The organism is Solibacillus sp. FSL H8-0523, assembly GCF_038051985.1.
Classification (GTDB): Bacteria; Bacillota; Bacilli; order Bacillales_A; family Planococcaceae; genus Solibacillus.
Map to the genome: position 1 here is coordinate 1,748,555 of NZ_CP150291.1, position 18,717 is coordinate 1,767,271.

The following is an 18,717-nucleotide window of genomic DNA, read 5'->3' on the forward strand; positions in this document are numbered from 1 at the left end:
CATACAGTAGTATAATTCTTCCGAATTTTTCCTACCATCATCAAAATCGAACGATTTATTGATTAATAAACAGATAGAATGAATCTGTTGATAAACCCTTCGTTTTTTAATGAATATTTTGTTGAATAACAAAACTATGAACGCTACAATGAAGGATAAATGAGGTGAGAGTAATGGATCGTCGAAAAAGAAAATCCCGCAAAGCAATATGAACTGCACCCCATTTGTTAGACACAATACTAACGAATGAGGTGTTTTTTCATGGCTAAAATGAGTGCCGGACAAAAATTAGCGGCGGTTGAACGCTATCTAAATAGTAAGGAAAGCTCCAGAACAGTCGCTGCGGATTTTGGTATTTCACATCGTTATTTACTCACGTTGGCGAACCAATATCAAAAAAATGGCGTAGAAGTGTTCGTCAGACGATATACAAATTACACAAAAGCATTTAAACTAGACGTACTTAACTATATGACTGAACACGGTACGTCCTTAAACGAAACGGCAGCGATTTTCAATATTGCGGCTAGTACGTCGATACGGAATTGGCAAAAACAATTCGAAACACTAGGAGAAGATGCCCTTCAGCCAAAGAAAAAGGGGCGTCAATCTATGAAAAAAGAATCGACTAAACAACCTAAAAACGCACTAGTAGAAGGTTCACCTGAAGCACTACAGGCTGAAATTAATCGTTTACGTATGGAAAATGAGTATTTAAAAAAGTTGAATGCCTTAGTTCAAGCCAAGGAAGCATCACCAAAGAAGACAAAGTAAAAGTCATCTATGAATTAAGGCATAAATACTCGGTGAAGGCGCTTGTCGCATTCGCCAAAATCAAACGCAGCACGTACTACGATATCGTGAAGAAGATGGATCGACCAGACCGAGACGCTGATTTAAAAGCGGACATTCAAGCAATTTACGATGAACACGAGGGTCGTTATGGCTACCGTCGTATTCGTGATGAGCTGGCGAATCGTGGGCAAAAAGTGAACCATAAAAAGGTGCAGCGCCTCATGAAAGCGCTTGGTTTAAAGTGTTTAGTGCGCATGAAAAAATATAAATCATATAAAGGCGGAGTTGGTGAAATTGCGGATAATATTTTGAATCGTAATTTCAAGGCGGAAGCACCAAATGAGAAATGGACAACGGATATTTCAGAGTTTAAATTATTTGGCGAAAAGCTGTATTTATCGCCTGTTTTAGACATGTTTAACGGGGAAATCATCACCTACACAATCGGCTCTAGACCGACTTTCTCTCTTGTTTCAGACATGTTAGAAAAGGCCTTAGAACGCTTACCAGAAGACCATAAACTCCTCATGCATTCCGATCAAGGCTGGCATTATCAAATGAAGCAATATCGCCATGCGCTCCAATCGAGAGGCATTGTGCAAAGTATGTCACGAAAGGGTAACTGTTACGATAACTCGGTGATGGAGAATTTCTTTGGCATCATGAAATCTGAATTCCTTTACTTAAAAGAATTTGAAAGTATTGAGCACTTTAAAGAAGAGCTCGAAAAATATATTCATTATTACAACACGAAACGGATTAAGGCTAAGTTAAAAGGCATGAGCCCGATACAATATCGATTACATGCCCAACTAGCTGCCTAAACGAAACGTAACTATCTTTTCGAAATTACTTCTACTTTCATCAATGACCAGTATTAGGGTCTATATTATGGAATGCATAGTTTTCATTGTATGCAAAAACAAAAAAACAAATATGTTAAAATAAGGATAAAAAGTAGGAGTGATAGAATTGCGCTCAATTAAAATAATGTTATTAGGTATCGCATTGATGCTTATAGCGATATACATACCACACGAAATTGCTTTTAGAACAGGTGGTTCTGAAATTTTCCTTTTAGCTTTAGGATTTATTCTTGTAGTGATTGGATTATTAGTAAAGGATAAGCGATAATCTTCCTATAACTGTCTAAAATAACCGTGTCTAACTTTTAGGGGTCACTTCAATGACACTTAGGGAGCGTTCGATTCAGCAGCTAAGATTATTTAATTGTTTTAGCTGCAAATTTAATTAGACTAACTATATCGTTGGGAATTTTTAGGTTATTATTGATGTAAAGTGCTTTTGAAACAAAATCATTTTACAAGGGGGTCAATATGAAAACATCTAAAAAAACTTTAATGCCCATATGGATTGTATTATTGGTTGTGTATTTATTTATATTGTTTATCTATCAAATATCTATAATTGAAATGCCCACTATTATATTCACTGTCATTTATATTTGTACTTCCACTATGATTAGTTTATTTGTAATAGGTGTACAATCGGACAATAAAAAATTAATGAATTTTATATCTAGTTTAGCGCTTGCGATTCTCTTCATTTGTTCAATAGGTGTGGCTAGCTATATTTATAATCATGAAAAGGACGATTTTAAGCAAAAACAGATTTTATTAACGGGTGCATCGAGTGCATTTCAAACACTTAATATAAAAAGTGAAAATATTCTATGGATTGAGGTTAAAGAATATGATAAAGCAGAAGGTTTTCCTTATAGCTCTAAAGTAAAAATCATAAGTTCGGATTCTGAAACCCCTTATTATTTTGAATGCTCGGATTATAAATGCGAAACGATGATAAGGCATACCTATCCAGTAGAAGAATAAAGGGAAAATTATTAATACAGATTCATACAAAATAACGTTCCCAAATAAAAGTTTGGGAATAAACCAGACTGGCACTAACGTTAATTTAACAGCATTTGTGCCTTTTCTCTTGGTACATTGTTTATACGTTGGTTTATACATTTTCACGAAAAGCCAGTGCCAGAAACGATTTGAGCCTTTTTGTGAGGTGTTTCAACGCTGATCGGTTGTATGAAATCGTGCATATTCTCCAACCTCTAATCGTGTGTTTTTTTAATGTAAACTTTATTTAGCAAGTAAATTCTCCTATCCAATTTCCCTCTAAATAGTTATTCTTTTAGGAAGCTTATAAAACGTATGAGAATGACTATTTGTATAGGATGAATTTAGTGTCAATTTTACGCACAACAAAAAAAAGCCTATAAAATCAAGTTGATTCAATAAGCTGTTTCAAGTATTAATTTACAATTTGTGATTCAAAAGAGAACCATAACTTTTCGCGCAGCCCCTTTTTTCTACGTCTAGCCTTTTGTTTTACTGCGCTGTTAAAATCCCGTCTTCCATACGATACACTTTATCGAGAATTCATGCGTTACCATGATGGCTGCTATATTGCGTGATTTTACTTCATAGCGAATTTGTTTTACGACTTCAAATGCGCGGTTTGAGTCAAGACTTGCTGTCGGCTCGTCCGCTAAAATGATGTTTGAGTTATTAACAAACGCACGCGCGATGGCCACACGTTGACGTTCACGACCGGATAATTCGTACGGGAATTTTTTCAACTTGTCGACTAAACCAAGGTCATTTAGTAAGCTAATCGCAAATCCAAAATAATAATCAAATACACAAAATGTTCCACAACGCTATTACGAGTGATAGGTTCCATGTTAAAATATGGGGGACATTCAACGAGTGCTACATGAGATAGAAGGAGTACATATATGCAGGTAGAAGATATTTATTTACAAAATGGCAAGCAAGCCGTGTTATTGCTACATAGTTTTACGAGTAACGCAAAGGAAATGAAATATATCGCGCAGCGCTTATATGAAGCTGGTTATACAGTATATGCGCCGAATTTAGCGGGGCACGGAGCCGCACCGGAGCGCTTATTCGCTTCATCCATGGACCATGTATGGCAGGGTGCTTATCAGGCATTTGAGCAGTTAGTGAATAACGGTTTTGAGAAAATTGCAGTAGTAGGACAATCACTTGGTGGCGTACTTGGCATGCGCCTAGCGAATCGCTACATGGCGTGCAATGGGTTAGCGATTGTGTCATCACCTGTGCTGGAGCGTCCGATTGATGGCTTAGAAAAGCGTGTGGAATTTTTCTCGCAGCGCTATTTAACAAATAACGGCGCAACAAAAGAAGAGCTCGAAAAATTTTTAAACGAGCATTTCCCACGCCCATCCGACAAAATGATTGCCTTACAGCAATTCATCGTCGGCTCACAGCGCGAAATGAGTGAACTGAAGCAACCACTATTTTTAGCAAAAGGCATGCTCGATGAAGCCGTGTTTCATGAAAGTATGGATTTAATCGCAGAGGCCGCCCAAAGTGACGTGATTATGAAGAAGTGCTATGAAAACAGCGGGCATTTAATCACGCTTGGGAAAGAGCGCGATGTTTTGGCTGAGGATGTTTTAGTGTTTTTGGGGAATTTGGAATAGAGTTTGAATTGAAGAGGTAGAATTAATGTGAAGCGCTTTGAATCCAAGAGTTTTTGGGTTTGGGGCGTTTTTTTTGGTCATAGATAATTATGTAGATGATGAGGAATGCTTAAATGTACCTTTTGGAAAATTCAAACAAGAGAGTCGTCTTTTAAAGGGAATCAGTTTTCTATAGAATGTGCAAGCAACGATGAGAATCCAATTAACGGATGAGCAAATAGCTTATATGCAGTTTCATATAGAGAATATTTTTAAGCAATAACTATATTTTAGAAACAAGCAGATGAGATAATTTTAAGTAAATCTATAGTAATTGAAAGTGTATTCAAAAGAGAAAAATGATAGTAAGCCCGGTTTGGTCCCTAATACTTGCACATATCGATTGGATAGGCAATATGTGCGTAATTTTTCAAAGCGATTAGACGGAAATAGAAAATTCCTGTTGGTTAATGAATTTGACCATACCAATGTGTGATTGAAACATAACATAATAGAACCTTCTACTGCATGATAGGAATATCATCTGTCAATCAAACTTGAACTAAATAGATAGTTATCTAATAGATTATTCTTTTTATTATGGGTAGAAGAGACAAACAAAAAAGGAGGATTGTTTTATGAAAGAATGTGGTGATGGCTGTATAAATACGAATCCAGCTAACGGATGCTCCGTAGAAGAAGGCAGTGGTACAGTCGCAAGTGGATTTGCTTCTCATGCGGAGGGACTTGATACACAGGCTAATGGAGCTGCTGCTCATGCAGAAGGAGGGCAGACACAAGCAAACGGCTTATTTTCACATGCAAAAGGAGAAAGTACAATTGCAAGAGCAAGGGCTTCCCACTCGGAAGGTAATCAAACTCAAGCAAATTTTACAGCTTCGCATGCTGAAGGCTTCCAATCAACGACGAATGCCTATGCATCACATGCGGAGGGAGGAAAAACACAAACAAACGGCTTATTTTCACATGCAGAAGGAGAAAGCACAACTGCGAGTGGAAGGGCTTCCCATGCGGAAGGATTTAGAACAACTACGAGTGGAAGAGCTTCGCATGCTGAAGGAATCAACACACTAGCATCTGGAGTCGCTTCTCACGCGGAAGGACAGGAGACCCAAGCAACTGCGCCACAAGCGCATGCAGAAGGGTTCCAAACAATAGCATCTGGGGTAAATTCACATGCAGAGGGTATAGGGACACAAGCAATAGGAAACTTCTCTCATGCAGAGGGTTTTCTTGTACAAGCAATAGGAATTGGCTCACATGCAGAGGGTCAAGGAACACTAACAACTGCACGACAAGCGCATGCAGAAGGGTCCCAAACACTAGCATCTGGAGTCGCTTCACATGCAGAGGGTAAATCAACCCGAGCAAGTGGAGACGCTTCACATGCAGAGGGTGAATTAACCCAAGCAAGTGCAACACAAGCACATGCAGAAGGTTTGCAATCAATAGCATCTGGAGGCGCTTCACATGCAGAGGGTATGCGAACACTAGCATCTGGAGTCACTTCGCATGCAGAGGGTTTTTTTACAATAGCCAGTGGACCTTACTCTCATGCAGGAGGCTACCAAACAGAGGCATCTGGAGTCACTTCACATGCACAGGGTTTTATGTCAAAAGCCAGTGGGGACTCGGCACATGCAGAAGGTCTTAGGAATGAGGCTTTGGCTACTGCTTCTCACGTTGAGGGTATGGATAATTCTGCCACCCATATAGGATCACACATTATGGGGCAAAATGGTGTTACGAGATTTCCTTTTTCTTGGCATTTGGCAAATGGTCTGAATGTTGGACCAACTTTAAATTCTGCTGTGATTCATGGGGCCACGGGAAATCTTTATTTGGACGGTGCTGTGATTGCCCCTGCAGCTGCTGATTATGCCGAAATGTTTGAGACGGTAGATGGAAATGCAATAGATCCCGGTTTTTTCGTAACGTTAGAAGGAGACAAATTGCGTATTGCAACGCACAAAGATGATTATATTCTCGGTGTAGTTTCCGCTGCCCCGGCAATGGTTGCGGATGCAAGCGATCTACGTTGGCACAATCTTTTCGCCAAGGATGAGTGGGGCAAAGTTCAATACCAAGATGTTGTCGTTCCTGAGAGTAAAGATGAAAGAGGTCAAATGGTAATACCCCAATATATCAAACAAGAACCCGTCTTAAATCCCACTTACGATCCTTCTCAAGTTTATGTACCACGTATGGAGCGTCCTGAATGGGTCATTGTAGGCTTATTAGGAAAATTACTCGTTCGTGATGATGGATCATGCCTAGTTAATCAGTACTGCAAACCTAATAACCAAGGAATTGCGACTTTATCAAAAGAAGGCTACCGAGTAATGAAGCGAACAGGACCAAATCAAATTTTAATTATGATCAAATGAAATTCATACGAATGAACAGTTTGTAATAAAAATCAAATAGTTGCAACAAAATCCCAAAATACCCACCCCAAAAGAATAAAACCTCCCCAAAATACCCACCCTAAGCCGATAATAGCTAAAGGGAAAGAAGGTATTCCATGAACAACAACCTAAACAATGACATGAACTACGGTAGCGACTACAAATATATCCCAGCTACTTCACTCCGAAGTGGAAACGGCATCGAGGTACTACCTGACTTGTATATGCACACGATTCAAATTGTGAATATTGTATTCTACGGAAACCCAGATAACAGTGAGTTTGTATTAATTGATGCAGGGATGCCCAAAAGTGCAAAGGAAATCATTGGGGTAGCTGAAAAGCGGTTTGGCGCAGATTGCAGACCGAGCGCAATCGTTTTGACACATGGTCATTTTGATCATGTAGGCGCGATTATTGAATTAATCGAGTATTGGCAAGTCCCTGTCTATGCACATCCTTTAGAGTTGCCTTATTTAACGGGTCAAAAAAATTATCCTGAAGCCGATTCAAGTGTTAATGGTGGTTTGATTGCAAAAGTTTCACCATTCTTTCCTAATGAGGCCATTGATTTAGGTGCGCATGTGAAAGCACTTCCGTTAGATGGAACAATCCCGAATATGGATGGTTTTCGCTGGATTCATACGCCCGGCCATACACCAGGGCACATCTCACTATTCAGAGATGAGGATGGTGCGTTAATTGCAGGGGATGCGTTTGTGACGGTAAAGCAAGAGTCTCTGTATAAGGTGTTGTTACAACAAAAAGAAATCAGTGGCCCTCCAAGATACTTTACGACGGATTGGTTGGCTGCTTTCCATTCCGTAAACACGTTAGAAGCTTTAAAACCCACAGTAGCCATTACCGGACACGGGGTACCGATGATGGGTGAAGAATTGACGACAAACTTACAAAAGTTAACGAATGAATTTGAACAAATTGCGTTGCCTAATCAAGGGAAGTATTTAAATTGAAAGTATGGTACCGACTTGCCTTTATATAGTGCTTTTTCGACTCAACACATTAGTAGTGCCACACAAAATGGGCATGACAATCCTTACACGTTTAAAGAATGGAAATGCATCTGTATACCTCGCTCTGTTGTTTAGTGGTACTCTAAACTTTAGCGGATACAGATGTTTTTTGTGTTTAGCAAGAACAGATTTTGGCGCAGAGCCGAAATTTTAACCTTTTACAGTTTTAAGCAAGAAATGAAATAATAAAACTTTTGTGAGTCAATATCAATTCGATGCTCGTCTAATTTATAAGGGGAGGTGCAATGAGTGATAGATCTTGAAGCAGAATATTCAGAAGTTTCATCAGACGTATTGCTAAATCAACTGATGGAGGACTATGCAACCGATTTGAAAAGAATTGCTTTCTTATATGTAAATGACATGTCTGAATGTGAGGATATTATTCAAGAAGTCTTTATATCCTGTTACCAAAAGTTATCTAGCTTCCGACATGAATCTAGCTATAAGACTTGGTTAATCCGTATTACTATCAATAAATGTAAGGATTATAAGAAGCGTTGGAGTATAAAAAAACTGATTTATAGGCCGATTATTTCATCCGTTTTCACGGCACCATCTGCAGAAGAACAATTTATTAATGAACAGACTTCAAGAAGTATGATAGAACAAATAGCTAAACTACCAACTAAATATAAAGAGGTAATCATCCTATATTATTATCAGCAATTAACTATGACCGAAATAAGTGAAATCCTCAATGTAAATATTAATACGATTAAATCAAGATTACTTCGTGGAAAGAAAATTCTTCAAAATAAATTGGAAAGGAGTGATACTAGTGGACAAGTTCGATAAACATGTGAAAGAAGAGGTACAGGGATACTTGAATAAACATGTACACTTTTCTCGCGAAGAAAGTCAGCAAATTCGTAGAAAAACAGCAAATAAAAGCTCAACAAAAAAGTTTTATGGAGTTTATTACACCGTTTTGGCTTCGGCAATTGTTTTGTTTACCATTCTAAGCTTACCGTTTTTTAAAAATTTGAACTTTAATAGTAGCTCCCAATCTGCTTACTTTGCAGTGGAAGAACAGGAAACTGAGGATAATGAGCATATAAATGTTTCTTTAGATAGTATGGTTAATGGAAAGGCCATTGAAAGAAGTCGGGAAATGATGTCAAATGAAGTAACAAACAATTTACAACGATCGATTATTAACAATCCAGAAAAGTATGAACTTAAGAAAGCTAGTTTTAATTACTTGTCTAAAAGCGGTGAATACAAAGAACCCTATTCTTCAAAGGAAATCACCTTAGCCTTAAGTTTTCAAAGTCAACAAAATGCTTACTTCACCCAAATTTTTAAAGGTGAAATTAACCTTGAAGACAACCATGAAATAGTAGAAAAAGTAGGAGAATGGAGTCTCATTCCAGAATCTAAAACACATAGGAATATGGAAGAAAATAAATACATTATAGCTGTTTCGGAAATATTAATGAATCAAGAAAAGTATACAATAATCGTTCAAACTTATGACATTCATGATGATTTTTATGCCAACCCTTATTCTAAAACGGATATACTAAATTTTACAGAATCTTTGAAATCAGAATTAGCAGTAAAGAATTTATTAGAAATAAATACCGAGGACTAGAGTATATTTTTTAATAAAATAGAAGATAAGTAATAAAAGCAATAAATGGCCATCTATCTGAATTTTTTATCGGATAGATGGCTATTTTGCATTTGACTCTGATGAACGGCTTAATATATATTAGCTGCTTTCGCAATGGCATTCAACGATTGGTTTTGCTTCTTGCTGACAAACTCTAGTGAAGTATATAACGTGCCGGGTGCACAAACAATTCTGACTTGTTTGTGCACCCGGTACCGATTTTGATCCTTCAATTATTTAGGAGCTTTCAACCACAGATAGTGTATGAACGTTTCCACTATTATAAATAGTCCTCTGTAGCAGTAGCCGGATAAAGTGTCGTATCCCACTGATGATTTTTGGTAATCGTTTTGTCAGAAATTAAAAAGTAATCATAGCGAATATTTTTTCCTTGGTCGGGGAGGGGGTCATTCCAAGTAGTGTCTAAATGATACCAAGCATTGTCTACTTTCACTAGGTTCCATGCATGTGGTCCACCAGCATCACCTACGACATATTTTGCTTCGACCCCTAGTTCCTCTAACATAAGGTACGCAGCAAGTGCATAGCCTTCACATACGCCTTCTCCATGAAATAAAATCGCGTAGGGCGTATGTGGGTTGACCGCGCTTTGGGCATTATATTTGGTTTGTGAAACTAAATAATCGTTCACAAATTTCACTTTTTCAGCGTCTGTTAACCCCGCACTTAAACTTTGAGTAACTTGTTTGATTTTCCCCAGTACGAGGGCATTTTGTTCGGCGGTTAAATCGTAAGATATGGTTGCTTGAAGTTCAACAGCACGCTCGTTGCCAATTGCTCGCGTACTAAAATCACTCATAATCGCCCAGAAATAAGGCTCATTTTCCTTTAAATATTCATAGGCATTTTCTAAATCCTCGTCAAAATTTTGAATGTTTCCTTCATATTGAATGGTAAACTGCGCTTCGAAGTTCCGCATGTTCCCCGCAATCGCTGGTCCTAATTGCGCTGCCGAAGCAGTTGAAGCTGGAGCGTCCTGTGTAGGGTAGATGGGAACAATGTCCTCTGCTTGAATGTCGGGTAATTCAAAGCTTTTCAGTTCATTACTAGACAAAATAGTAGAGACCAGTTGTTTGAATCCATCTTCAATATTTCCGCTAACTTGTAATTTGATCTCTGGATTGACTGTAGGCAATGTTAACGAAGATGCCTTATATTCATCGACGACAATCGCACCAAAAAGCAGGCTAGCGAGGAAGAAAACGAACGCACTTAAGCCTTTAATAGTAGCGACGGATTTCGAATAGAACCGCGTAAATGGATTTTTAGTTATTCGCTTGAGCTCGTTATTGACTTGTCGCTCAAATTGACGTCTATTTCGAATCAAAAATCGATTTCGGTCGTAAATGACTTGCTCATAGATGCGTTTATAAATCTCGAATAATAGGGAATTATAACCTTTTGCTTGCTGAATTTGAGCTCGGTAATTTTTCAGCTCTTTTTTGAGTTTTTTGCGTATATAAAACTGCCCCATAAACGATTTGAATGTTACGAAGAACAGGCTAAATAGAAAAAGAAATAGCACAGAAAAAAGAATAAGATTGCTCATAAGCGGCCTCCATTAAGTAATAAATCTATTTCTATTGTAAAGTGAAATGTTGAAATTAACCACTTTAATGGAACTGTGCCGTAGTATCGCAAAACTTTAGAAGCCCAGCTACAGATGACAATAAAAGTTTTTTAAAGTAAACGTATAAAAGTTAATTATCGACCTATAATATAAAAGATTTCACTTCCAAAATCTAAATGACTAGGAGGGTTAACCCGATGAGTGCGATTGATCGTTATCTCTGAAGGACCATCAAAACTGATTACAGCTAGAGCAAAATTTTCTTAGGAGAATTAATGTGAAAGCGAGGCAGTGTGTCATGGAGAATTATATGTAAGTGGTAATCACGCCCGGAAAATAATTTTTCCGGGTTTTTTCTGTTGTGTAATAGATTTCCAATGAACTGATTTTATTTTATAATAAAGGAATGAACGTAGCACCATTTAGAAGTGGAGTGTTTATATTGAAGAAAAAAATATTGATTATTGAGGATGACCAGGCGATTAGCCAAATGGTTAGTGATAGTTTATCTAGGGAAGATTATTTAATAACGGCTGTATATGATGGCGAAGAAGCTTTAGATGTCATGAGTCGTGAGCAGGACTTTGATTTAATTCTGTTAGATTTAATGCTACCTAAAGTGGACGGACTAGAATGTCTAAGGATGATTCGACTTAATAGTGTAGTGCCAATTTTAATTATGTCTGCAAAAGGAGATGATGTAGACAAAGCATTGGGGCTTGGGATGGGGGCCGATGACTACATTTCAAAACCTTTTTCAATGATAGAATTAATCGCCAGAATTAAAGCGCTCATTCGAAGAACGGCAAATTATTCTACTGAAATTACAAATAAACAAGAGCATATTATTAGAGTAGGAGATTTAGTAGTTGATTTGAACGCGTACGCTGTAACTAAAAATGGTGAAAATTTGAAACTTACAGCTACAGAATTTAATATTTTTTGTTTATTTTTAAATAAACCAAAGCAAGTATTTACGAAGGAGCAATTATATAATCTTGTATGGCAAGCAGAGTATGTGCAAGATATGAATGTAATCAATGTACATATCAGAAGGCTTAGAGAAAAGATAGAAGAAGATCCTTCAAACCCTAAGTATGTTCAAACTTTATGGGGAATCGGCTATAGAATGGGGGAATTCTAATAATATGGTCGTTCTCCTCATTGTTCTCGGACTGTCGCTTTGTTTAAATATCTATCTGTATATGAAACGTAATGCACATTACAAACAACTGGAATATATCCATTTAAAGCTGCAACGAATTGTACTAGAAAAAACCGAAGAAAAATTATTGCTTTATACGGAAAATAGTCAAATCCAGTCTGTACTAACGCAAATAAATCGTTTATTAGATTACAACCAAATCATGGCAGCTGATTACAATCGTATTGAACGTTCCATGAGAAGAATGCTGTCGAATATTTCACATGATATTAAAACACCTCTTACAGTTATTCTAGGTTATACAGAAATGATGACCAATGATGAAAGTCTCAGTCCTCAACAAATGAATTCGTTATTAAATATAGTGAATTTAAAGGCAGAGGAGGTCATTGGATTAATCAATAAGTTTTTTGAATTAGCGAAGCTTGAATCAGAGGATAAGACAGTGGAAGTTTCAAAAGTTAATATAAATGAAATCTGTCGAAAAAAAATTCTCGATTATTATGATATAGTGTCGAGTGAAGATTTTAAAGTATCCATATTAATTCCTGAAGAAAGTTATTATGCCTTTGTAAATACAGTAGAAATGGAGAGAGTTCTCGATAATTTACTGTCTAACGCCATTAAATATGGTGCTGATGGAAGAATGGTCGGCGTAGAGGTAAAGGCTGATAAGGGGCATATTTATATAGTTGTATCGGATCAGGGGAAGGGGATAGATGAAATACATAAAGAGCATGTTTTTGATCGGATGTATACAATGGATGATTCACGAAATAGTCGTTACCAGGGAAGCGGCCTTGGCTTAACGATTACGAAAACATTAGTAGAAAAAATGGGTGGAGAAATTTTATTAGAGAGTACGCCTTACGAGAGAACGGCCTTCACCGTTAAATTAAATAGATTTATAGGGTAAGCATGTTGTTGGAATACCTAATATCGAATAGATGTTAAGTATTCCAACTATTTTTTTGGGAAAGTAAGGAATTCGTAAGGAATGGTTAATAAAAAGGATAGTTTTATTCGATACAATTGAATTATGAAAGGGGTTAGAAAATGAACTATATACTACAGGCAAAGAATTTAACGAAAATTTATAAAGATAAGGAAGTTGTTTCAAATGTGAATTTACATGTAAAGAAGGGGGAAATTTACGGCTTTTTAGGTCCGAATGGTGCAGGGAAAACAACCATCATGAGAATGATTTTAAATTTGGTAAAGCCATCACATGGGGAGATTCTCGTTTTTGATCAAAAATTAACGCCTACATCCTATGAGCTTTTCAAAAGAATAGGTAATATCATTGAATACCCTATATTTTATGACAAATTAACAGCTAGAGAAAACTTAAAACTTCACTGTGAATATATCGGTTACTACGATAAAGATGGAATCGATGCTGCGCTCACGATGGTTCAATTAAAGGACTTTGAAGATAAACCAGTAAAGGATTTTTCATTAGGGATGAAGCAGCGATTAGGCATTGCAAGGGCCATACTTTCCAAACCAGAATTATTAATACTCGATGAACCATTAAATGGCCTTGACCCGGTTGGGATTAAAGAAGTTCGCAAGCTTTTCAAGATTTTGAAGGAAGATTATGGGATGACATTGTTGATATCTAGTCATAATCTTGGGGAAATCGAAAAAGTTGCAGACACCATTGCCATTATTAAAGAAGGCCGTCTCATTAATGAAGTATTAATGGAAGAAATTCGATTAGAAAATGTAGGCTATATCGAGTTAGAAACAGATGATATTAAGAAATCTGTGTTTGTAATTAATGAAATATTAAAAATCACGAACTTTAAAATTATAGATACACAAACAATTCGCATATATGAGTCGGAAATAGCTGAAGGAGAAATTTCGAAAGCACTTATTTTGAATGACGTTCTTGTAACAAAAATGAATAAGAAAGAACATTCATTAGAAGATTACTTTATGAAAATGATCAATGGGGGTGGGCCAATTGCTTAAACTTATTCATCTAGAAATTAAGAAACATAAGCTATTTAATTACTGGTTAGGGGTCCTAATAGCAAATATAAGTATAATCGCTTTGATGACTATGATATTTATTATAGAAAAAATGGATTTAAATGTTCCATTTGAAGATTTTGATATGTTAATGAGTATGAGTGATACTGTAATTCGAGCTACATTTCTTATTTTTTCATCGGTTATAATGGTCAAAATAGTCATAGATGAATATAAAAATAATTTAATCAGCATTATGTTTACTTACCCAATTAGTAGAAAGAAGATTTTGCTTTCGAAGCTACTCATTGTTGTTATCTTTACTTTTACAACGGTTATGTTTTCATCATTGTTGATGAGTATTAGCGTTTATTTACTGAATCCCATGCTCCATATAGTCCCTGAATCGATTAGTGGAGAGAATGTTTTAACCTATCTAACGACAAGTTTTTTCGGTGCACTGGCTGCGGCAGGTGTGAGTCTTATTCCACTATTTTTTGGATTGCGTAAAAAATCATCAAACGCCACAATTATTTCAGCTATTCTTCTAGCATCCATTACAGGATCAACAATTGATGGGGTTAGTATGGTTAATCTAATTGCCATCCTGGTTTCTCTTGCGCTAATAGGAGTCATCATTGGTTATTTGACAGTTAGAAATATTGAACATGTTGATATTTGATTCTTCAATTCTAATAAAAATAGTGTATTTCCATTGATCACACCGCGTTTCTAAATATAGAATATTCATATAGGTATATTTTCACTATTAGGCTTAAGCTCTGTAACTTGCGGAGCTTAGGCCTTTTTCTTAATTATTTTTTGAATTACTTGCTACGTGTAGATATATTTATATATTTAGGGAGCTATCAGTGTTAGCACATAACACGATATAAAATATTTCAATATAACGAATAGGCTAATATTTTTTTGTTAATCTTATTCAAAACAACACTAAAATTGCAGTATTTGTTTATATAAATTTTAATATAAAACCTTGAATAGTTTATATAAAGTTTATATTCAGCGTCTATAATTCGAAAGGCGAAGTAGAGTGAGAACATATTTATCCAAATTCGATAAAGCTATATTCAATTTTTTTCTGTACAAACTTTGTTATTTGAAGATAGTTTTTAAAATTGGGATAACTTATTTTCATATAATCAATTTTAAAGTAATTAGAAAAATTGAGAAATCTATTCGACATATATATTAGGGGGAACTGAGAATGTTTTTAGCAATAAAAGAAATGAAACATTCAAAAACACGTTTTGCAATGATTGGCGCCATTATTATGCTAATCGCATGGCTTGTTTTTATTTTGTCGGGCCTAGGTAATGGTTTATCAACATTAGCAGCGGCAACGATGAAAAATATTGACGGAGATCTTTTCATTTATGAAGAGGGTTCTGAAGGAACGATGATGAAAACGAAAGTGTCTGGAACAATTGCAGATGATATCGAAGGTAAATACGGTGTCAAAGAAGCAGCAAAACTTGGACAATCTACAATTATCGTACACAATCCTGAGATAACAGACTCAAAAGTAAATGAGGACGTTGCTTTCTTAGGGATTGACCCAGGGAAATTTATCGAGCCAAAAGTAATCGAAGGTAAACAGCTTTCAAAAGACGATTTATTCGATGTTATTATCGATGAATCATTAGTGGAAAAAGGCTATTCAATTGGCGATAAAATCGAAGTGAAATCTTCTGACATCACGTTAGAGGTTGTTGGTATTACAAAAGGTGAAACATTTAACCATTTACCAACTGTATTCGCAAATGTTGAAACTTGGCAAACCTATGCATTCGCAGCGCCGGGCTCAGACAACGGGTTAGAAAGCCCAGTAGCCATGATCGCCCTACAAGGTAAAAACGTTGATGCAGATGCGATTGCAAGCAACTATGATGCAATCGAAACTGTAACAAAATCAGAAGCTATTATGGGAATGCCTGGTTATAAAGAAGAAAGCGCAACAATTTATATGATGCTAGCGTTCTTATTTGCCATCTCAGCAGTTATTATCGCTGTATTCTTCTATGTATTCATCTTACAAAAAACGCAGCAATTCGGCGTTATGAAAGCAATTGGTGCTTCAGACCGTTTTATTAAAAATTCAATTATCTCACAAGTATTTGTTTTATCATTAGTAAGCATTATCGCTGGTATCGCATTGACATATTTAACGGCTTTAGTCTTCCCAGAAGGAATGCCATTTAACTTAGACTTTAAAATGGTACTGATATATGGCGTTATCTTATTAATTGTATCTGTTTTAGGTTCTGTTATTTCAGCTCGTCAGGTAACAAAAATCGATCCATTAACAGCGATTGGGAGAGTGGAATAAATGACTGGTTTAGTATTAAAAGGTGTCACAAAATCATTTAAAGAAGGCGACTCAACAGTAGACGCTTTAAAAAATGTATCCTTAACTGTAAATCCTGGTGACTTTATCGCTATTATTGGTCCATCTGGTTCAGGGAAAAGTACATTATTATCCATTGCTGGTGCTCTCCTACAACCATCTAAAGGTGAAGTATTAGTAAATGAAACAAACATTGGGAACATGAAAGAAAAAGAGCTTTCTTCATTCCGTTTAACAGACATCGGCTTCATCTTACAAACATCGAACTTAATTCCGTATTTGAATGTATTGGATCAACTTCTACTTGTGTGTAAGATGAAAGGCAAAGTAACCTCTAAAGAAGTCGATTTCGCGAAAACTTTGTTAAATGACTTAGGTTTAAGCCAAAAATTAACGAAATTCCCGAATGAATTATCAGGAGGAGAACGTCAACGTGTTGCGATAGCTCGTGCATTTGTTAACAACTCAAACGTCATTTTAGCAGATGAACCTACGGCAAGTTTAGACTCTAACCGTGCATTTGAAGTAGTTAAACAAATTCGAAATGAAGTAAAAGAACGCAACAAAGCTGCTGTTATGGTAACCCATGACGAACGTATGTTGGAGTTTTGTGATAAAGTATACCGCATGGAAGACGGCGTATTAACGCTAGAAGCTTAATAAGAGGTTGAAATAGCTTATGAAATCAAACTTGATTTTCATAAGCTATTTTTTTACTTATAAAAAAGAACGCTCATTCTTAAATACAAGTAAGATCGCAATATACTTACCTATTTGTTCATATTGGGTGTAAATCAGAGTCGTATTCCCGGAGCTGTTTGCATATACATACCTGATGTCCCTTTAAGGGAATCAGAAAATTGAATGAGGTGTCGAATGAGTATCCAGCAATACGAGCAAGCGTTACAAGGGAAGTTACTATTACCGACAAGCGAGCTGTATGAAGAGAAATGCCATATTTTCAACTCCGCGGTCCAGTCAAAACCTGCAGCCATCATTTTTTGTGAAACAGAACAAGATGTAGTAGAGGCCGTAAACTATGCAAATGCAAGAAGTTTAACGATCGCTGTCAAAGGTGGCGGACACCATTTAGCAGGGTTTGCCATAGCAGAAGGTAGTGTGGCAATCGATATGTCAGCTATGAAAACAATGACGGTAAATGAAGAAACGAAAACTGTAGAAGCGGAAGCCGGCGTAAAGGCAGGGGAACTAACAGCTGAAGTACAAAAGTACGGTTTAGCCGTACCAATAGGAACCGCTTCAAACCCAGGCGCATTTGGTGTAGCGCTAAGTGGTGGAATTGGCTATTTGCGCGGTGTCTATGGCTTAGCCTGCGACAATATTATCGGCGCGACAATTGTGACGGCAGATGGAGAAATTCTAACAGTAGATGAATATGCACACCCTGATCTTTTATGGGCACTTCGCGGTGGAGGTGGCAACTTCGGTGTTGTAACGAAGCTTGTATTCCAAGCGTATGAAATCGGCACGGATGTATTTGCATTAGATTTAATGTATGACTACGCAGATGCTGAAGAGGTGTTCACCAAGGCACAACGCTTTGTAGAGGCCGCACCAAATGAAAGTGTGGCGGTCAACTTCACGGTTACGATTTTACCTCCAGTACCATTTTTGCCAGAAGCGCTACACTTCAAAAAAGTCATTATGGTGTTAGGAATGTATGCAGGGGCGAAAGAGGACGGCGAAGCAGCAATGCAACCGCTCCGCGAGTTAGCAACGCCAATCATGGACCAATCAGCGATTATGCCGTATCGTGCACTACAGCAAAAGCTGGATCCGATGATTCCACCAAGCGTCAACTGCTACGGCACAGCCTTATACTTCGATAAATTAGAAGGGGAAACCTTGCAGACGTTTTTAAGCTTTATGGATGCACCACCATCACCTGGAATTTTAGGGCAAGTGTGGTCACTCGGTGGCAAGATGAACGAAATGACATCTGAAACGTCTCCATTTGCGATGCGTGATGCGGGCTGGGCATTAATCGTGGACGTGATGGCAATGGCTGACGACGATGCAGTATGTGAAACATGGATTGACGATTTATATGCGGGATTATTGCCGTACGCGCATAAAAAGGCATCTTACTTAAACTCTATTAATCCTACAGAGAATGCAGTAGAGGATGCATTTGCTGATAATTACGCGCGTTTACAGCAAGTAAAAGCGTTATATGACCCGACAAACGTATTTTGTCATAATCATAATATTAAAGTAGTGAAGTAATTAAAT

At 37.0% G+C, this 18,717-nt stretch carries 16 protein-coding genes and 1 pseudogene; 15 read left to right on the forward strand and 2 right to left on the reverse strand.

Annotated features, from left to right (window positions below; all coding sequences use genetic code 11):
- Window positions 1–261 precede the first annotated feature (261 nt).
- The 3 genes from NSQ62_RS08685 to NSQ62_RS08695 all read left to right on the forward strand — a co-directional run bounded on the left by NSQ62_RS08685 (window position 262) and on the right by NSQ62_RS08695 (window position 2,645).
- Window positions 262–1,619 (forward strand): IS3 family transposase gene (locus tag NSQ62_RS08685; RefSeq protein ID WP_341320985.1). Its coding sequence is split into 2 segments (ribosomal slippage): window positions 262–715 and window positions 715–1,619, totalling 1,359 coding nucleotides; the frame shifts between segments, so codons are not numbered across the junction.
- A 148-nt stretch (window positions 1,620–1,767) separates the two neighbouring features.
- Window positions 1,768–1,929 carry a hypothetical protein gene (locus NSQ62_RS08690; RefSeq protein WP_341320986.1) on the forward strand — a complete coding sequence of 54 codons (162 nt, stop codon included), beginning with the start codon at window positions 1,768–1,770 and terminating at the stop codon, window positions 1,927–1,929.
- A 203-nt stretch (window positions 1,930–2,132) separates the two neighbouring features.
- Window positions 2,133–2,645, forward strand: coding sequence for a hypothetical protein (locus NSQ62_RS08695; protein WP_341323539.1), 513 nt, complete (start codon window positions 2,133–2,135; stop codon window positions 2,643–2,645).
- A 513-nt stretch (window positions 2,646–3,158) separates the two neighbouring features.
- Here NSQ62_RS08695 and NSQ62_RS08700 read toward each other — a convergent pair.
- Window positions 3,159–3,451: pseudogene (locus tag NSQ62_RS08700) on the reverse strand (ATP-binding cassette domain-containing protein); the annotation flags it as partial.
- Window positions 3,452–3,568: 117 nt separating this feature from the next.
- Between NSQ62_RS08700 and NSQ62_RS08705 the strand changes: the two are divergent.
- The 5 genes from NSQ62_RS08705 (at window position 3,569) to NSQ62_RS08725 (ending at window position 9,339) form a co-directional block, all read left to right on the forward strand.
- A complete protein-coding gene (locus NSQ62_RS08705) occupies window positions 3,569–4,300 on the forward strand; it encodes an alpha/beta fold hydrolase (RefSeq protein WP_341323540.1) in 732 nt (243 codons plus the stop codon).
- 617 nt (window positions 4,301–4,917) lie between these two features.
- Window positions 4,918–6,687 carry a peptidase G2 autoproteolytic cleavage domain-containing protein gene (locus NSQ62_RS08710; RefSeq protein WP_341323541.1) on the forward strand — a complete coding sequence of 590 codons (1,770 nt, stop codon included), beginning with the start codon at window positions 4,918–4,920 and terminating at the stop codon, window positions 6,685–6,687.
- A 137-nt stretch (window positions 6,688–6,824) separates the two neighbouring features.
- Window positions 6,825–7,682: an MBL fold metallo-hydrolase gene (locus NSQ62_RS08715; RefSeq protein ID WP_341323542.1), complete on the forward strand. Its 858-nt coding sequence runs from the start codon at window positions 6,825–6,827 to the stop codon at window positions 7,680–7,682.
- 309 nt (window positions 7,683–7,991) lie between these two features.
- Window positions 7,992–8,540 (forward strand): sigma-70 family RNA polymerase sigma factor, encoded by a 549-nt coding sequence (locus tag NSQ62_RS08720; protein ID WP_341323543.1) that lies wholly within the window; start codon window positions 7,992–7,994, stop codon window positions 8,538–8,540.
- Window positions 8,524–9,339, forward strand: coding sequence for a hypothetical protein (locus NSQ62_RS08725; protein ID WP_341323544.1), 816 nt, complete (start codon window positions 8,524–8,526; stop codon window positions 9,337–9,339). Before NSQ62_RS08720 ends, NSQ62_RS08725 begins: the two co-directional genes overlap by 17 nt.
- A gap of 301 nt (window positions 9,340–9,640) precedes the next feature.
- Here NSQ62_RS08725 and NSQ62_RS08730 read toward each other — a convergent pair whose 3' ends face one another.
- A complete protein-coding gene (locus tag NSQ62_RS08730; protein WP_341323545.1) occupies window positions 9,641–10,930 on the reverse strand; it encodes a transglutaminase domain-containing protein in 1,290 nt (429 codons plus the stop codon).
- A 427-nt stretch (window positions 10,931–11,357) separates the two neighbouring features.
- On the opposite strand from NSQ62_RS08730, the gene NSQ62_RS08735 reads away from it, so the two are divergent.
- From NSQ62_RS08735 to NSQ62_RS08765, 7 genes are all read left to right on the forward strand, one after another.
- The gene (locus NSQ62_RS08735) at window positions 11,358–12,095 is read left to right on the forward strand and encodes a response regulator transcription factor (protein WP_341323546.1); all 738 of its coding nucleotides are present in this window, start codon (window positions 11,358–11,360) and stop codon (window positions 12,093–12,095) included.
- A 4-nt stretch (window positions 12,096–12,099) separates the two neighbouring features.
- On the forward strand, window positions 12,100–13,032 hold the full coding sequence (locus tag NSQ62_RS08740) for a sensor histidine kinase (protein ID WP_341323547.1): 933 nt from the start codon (window positions 12,100–12,102) through the stop codon (window positions 13,030–13,032).
- A 140-nt stretch (window positions 13,033–13,172) separates the two neighbouring features.
- A complete protein-coding gene (locus NSQ62_RS08745; protein WP_341323548.1) occupies window positions 13,173–14,096 on the forward strand; it encodes an ABC transporter ATP-binding protein in 924 nt (307 codons plus the stop codon).
- Window positions 14,089–14,778: an ABC transporter permease gene (locus NSQ62_RS08750; RefSeq protein ID WP_341323549.1), complete on the forward strand. Its 690-nt coding sequence runs from the start codon at window positions 14,089–14,091 to the stop codon at window positions 14,776–14,778. Before NSQ62_RS08745 ends, NSQ62_RS08750 begins: the two co-directional genes overlap by 8 nt.
- Before the next feature lie 546 nt (window positions 14,779–15,324).
- Entirely contained in the window at window positions 15,325–16,446 is a 1,122-nt protein-coding gene (locus NSQ62_RS08755) for an ABC transporter permease (RefSeq protein ID WP_341323550.1), read from the forward strand.
- On the forward strand, window positions 16,447–17,124 hold the full coding sequence (locus NSQ62_RS08760) for an ABC transporter ATP-binding protein (RefSeq protein WP_341323551.1): 678 nt from the start codon (window positions 16,447–16,449) through the stop codon (window positions 17,122–17,124).
- 216 nt (window positions 17,125–17,340) lie between these two features.
- On the forward strand, window positions 17,341–18,711 hold the full coding sequence (locus tag NSQ62_RS08765) for an FAD-binding oxidoreductase (protein WP_341323552.1): 1,371 nt from the start codon (window positions 17,341–17,343) through the stop codon (window positions 18,709–18,711).
- Window positions 18,712–18,717: the final 6 nt, after the last annotated feature.

Coding starts and splice junctions, on each gene's coding strand:
- NSQ62_RS08735 (WP_341323546.1), top strand. CDS start 11,358: ATGAACGTAGCACCATTTAGAAGTGGAGTGTTTATATTGAAGAAAAAA.
- NSQ62_RS08760 (WP_341323551.1), top strand. CDS start 16,447: ATGACTGGTTTAGTATTAAAAGGTGTCACAAAATCATTTAAAGAAGGC.
- NSQ62_RS08755 (WP_341323550.1), top strand. CDS start 15,325: ATGTTTTTAGCAATAAAAGAAATGAAACATTCAAAAACACGTTTTGCA.
- NSQ62_RS08710 (WP_341323541.1), top strand. CDS start 4,918: ATGAAAGAATGTGGTGATGGCTGTATAAATACGAATCCAGCTAACGGA.
- NSQ62_RS08740 (WP_341323547.1), top strand. CDS start 12,100: ATGGTCGTTCTCCTCATTGTTCTCGGACTGTCGCTTTGTTTAAATATC.
- NSQ62_RS08715 (WP_341323542.1), top strand. CDS start 6,825: ATGAACAACAACCTAAACAATGACATGAACTACGGTAGCGACTACAAA.
- NSQ62_RS08745 (WP_341323548.1), top strand. CDS start 13,173: ATGAACTATATACTACAGGCAAAGAATTTAACGAAAATTTATAAAGAT.
- NSQ62_RS08765 (WP_341323552.1), top strand. CDS start 17,341: ATGAGTATCCAGCAATACGAGCAAGCGTTACAAGGGAAGTTACTATTA.
- NSQ62_RS08730 (WP_341323545.1), bottom strand. CDS start 10,930: ATGAGCAATCTTATTCTTTTTTCTGTGCTATTTCTTTTTCTATTTAGC.
- NSQ62_RS08705 (WP_341323540.1), top strand. CDS start 3,569: ATGCAGGTAGAAGATATTTATTTACAAAATGGCAAGCAAGCCGTGTTA.
- NSQ62_RS08695 (WP_341323539.1), top strand. CDS start 2,133: ATGAAAACATCTAAAAAAACTTTAATGCCCATATGGATTGTATTATTG.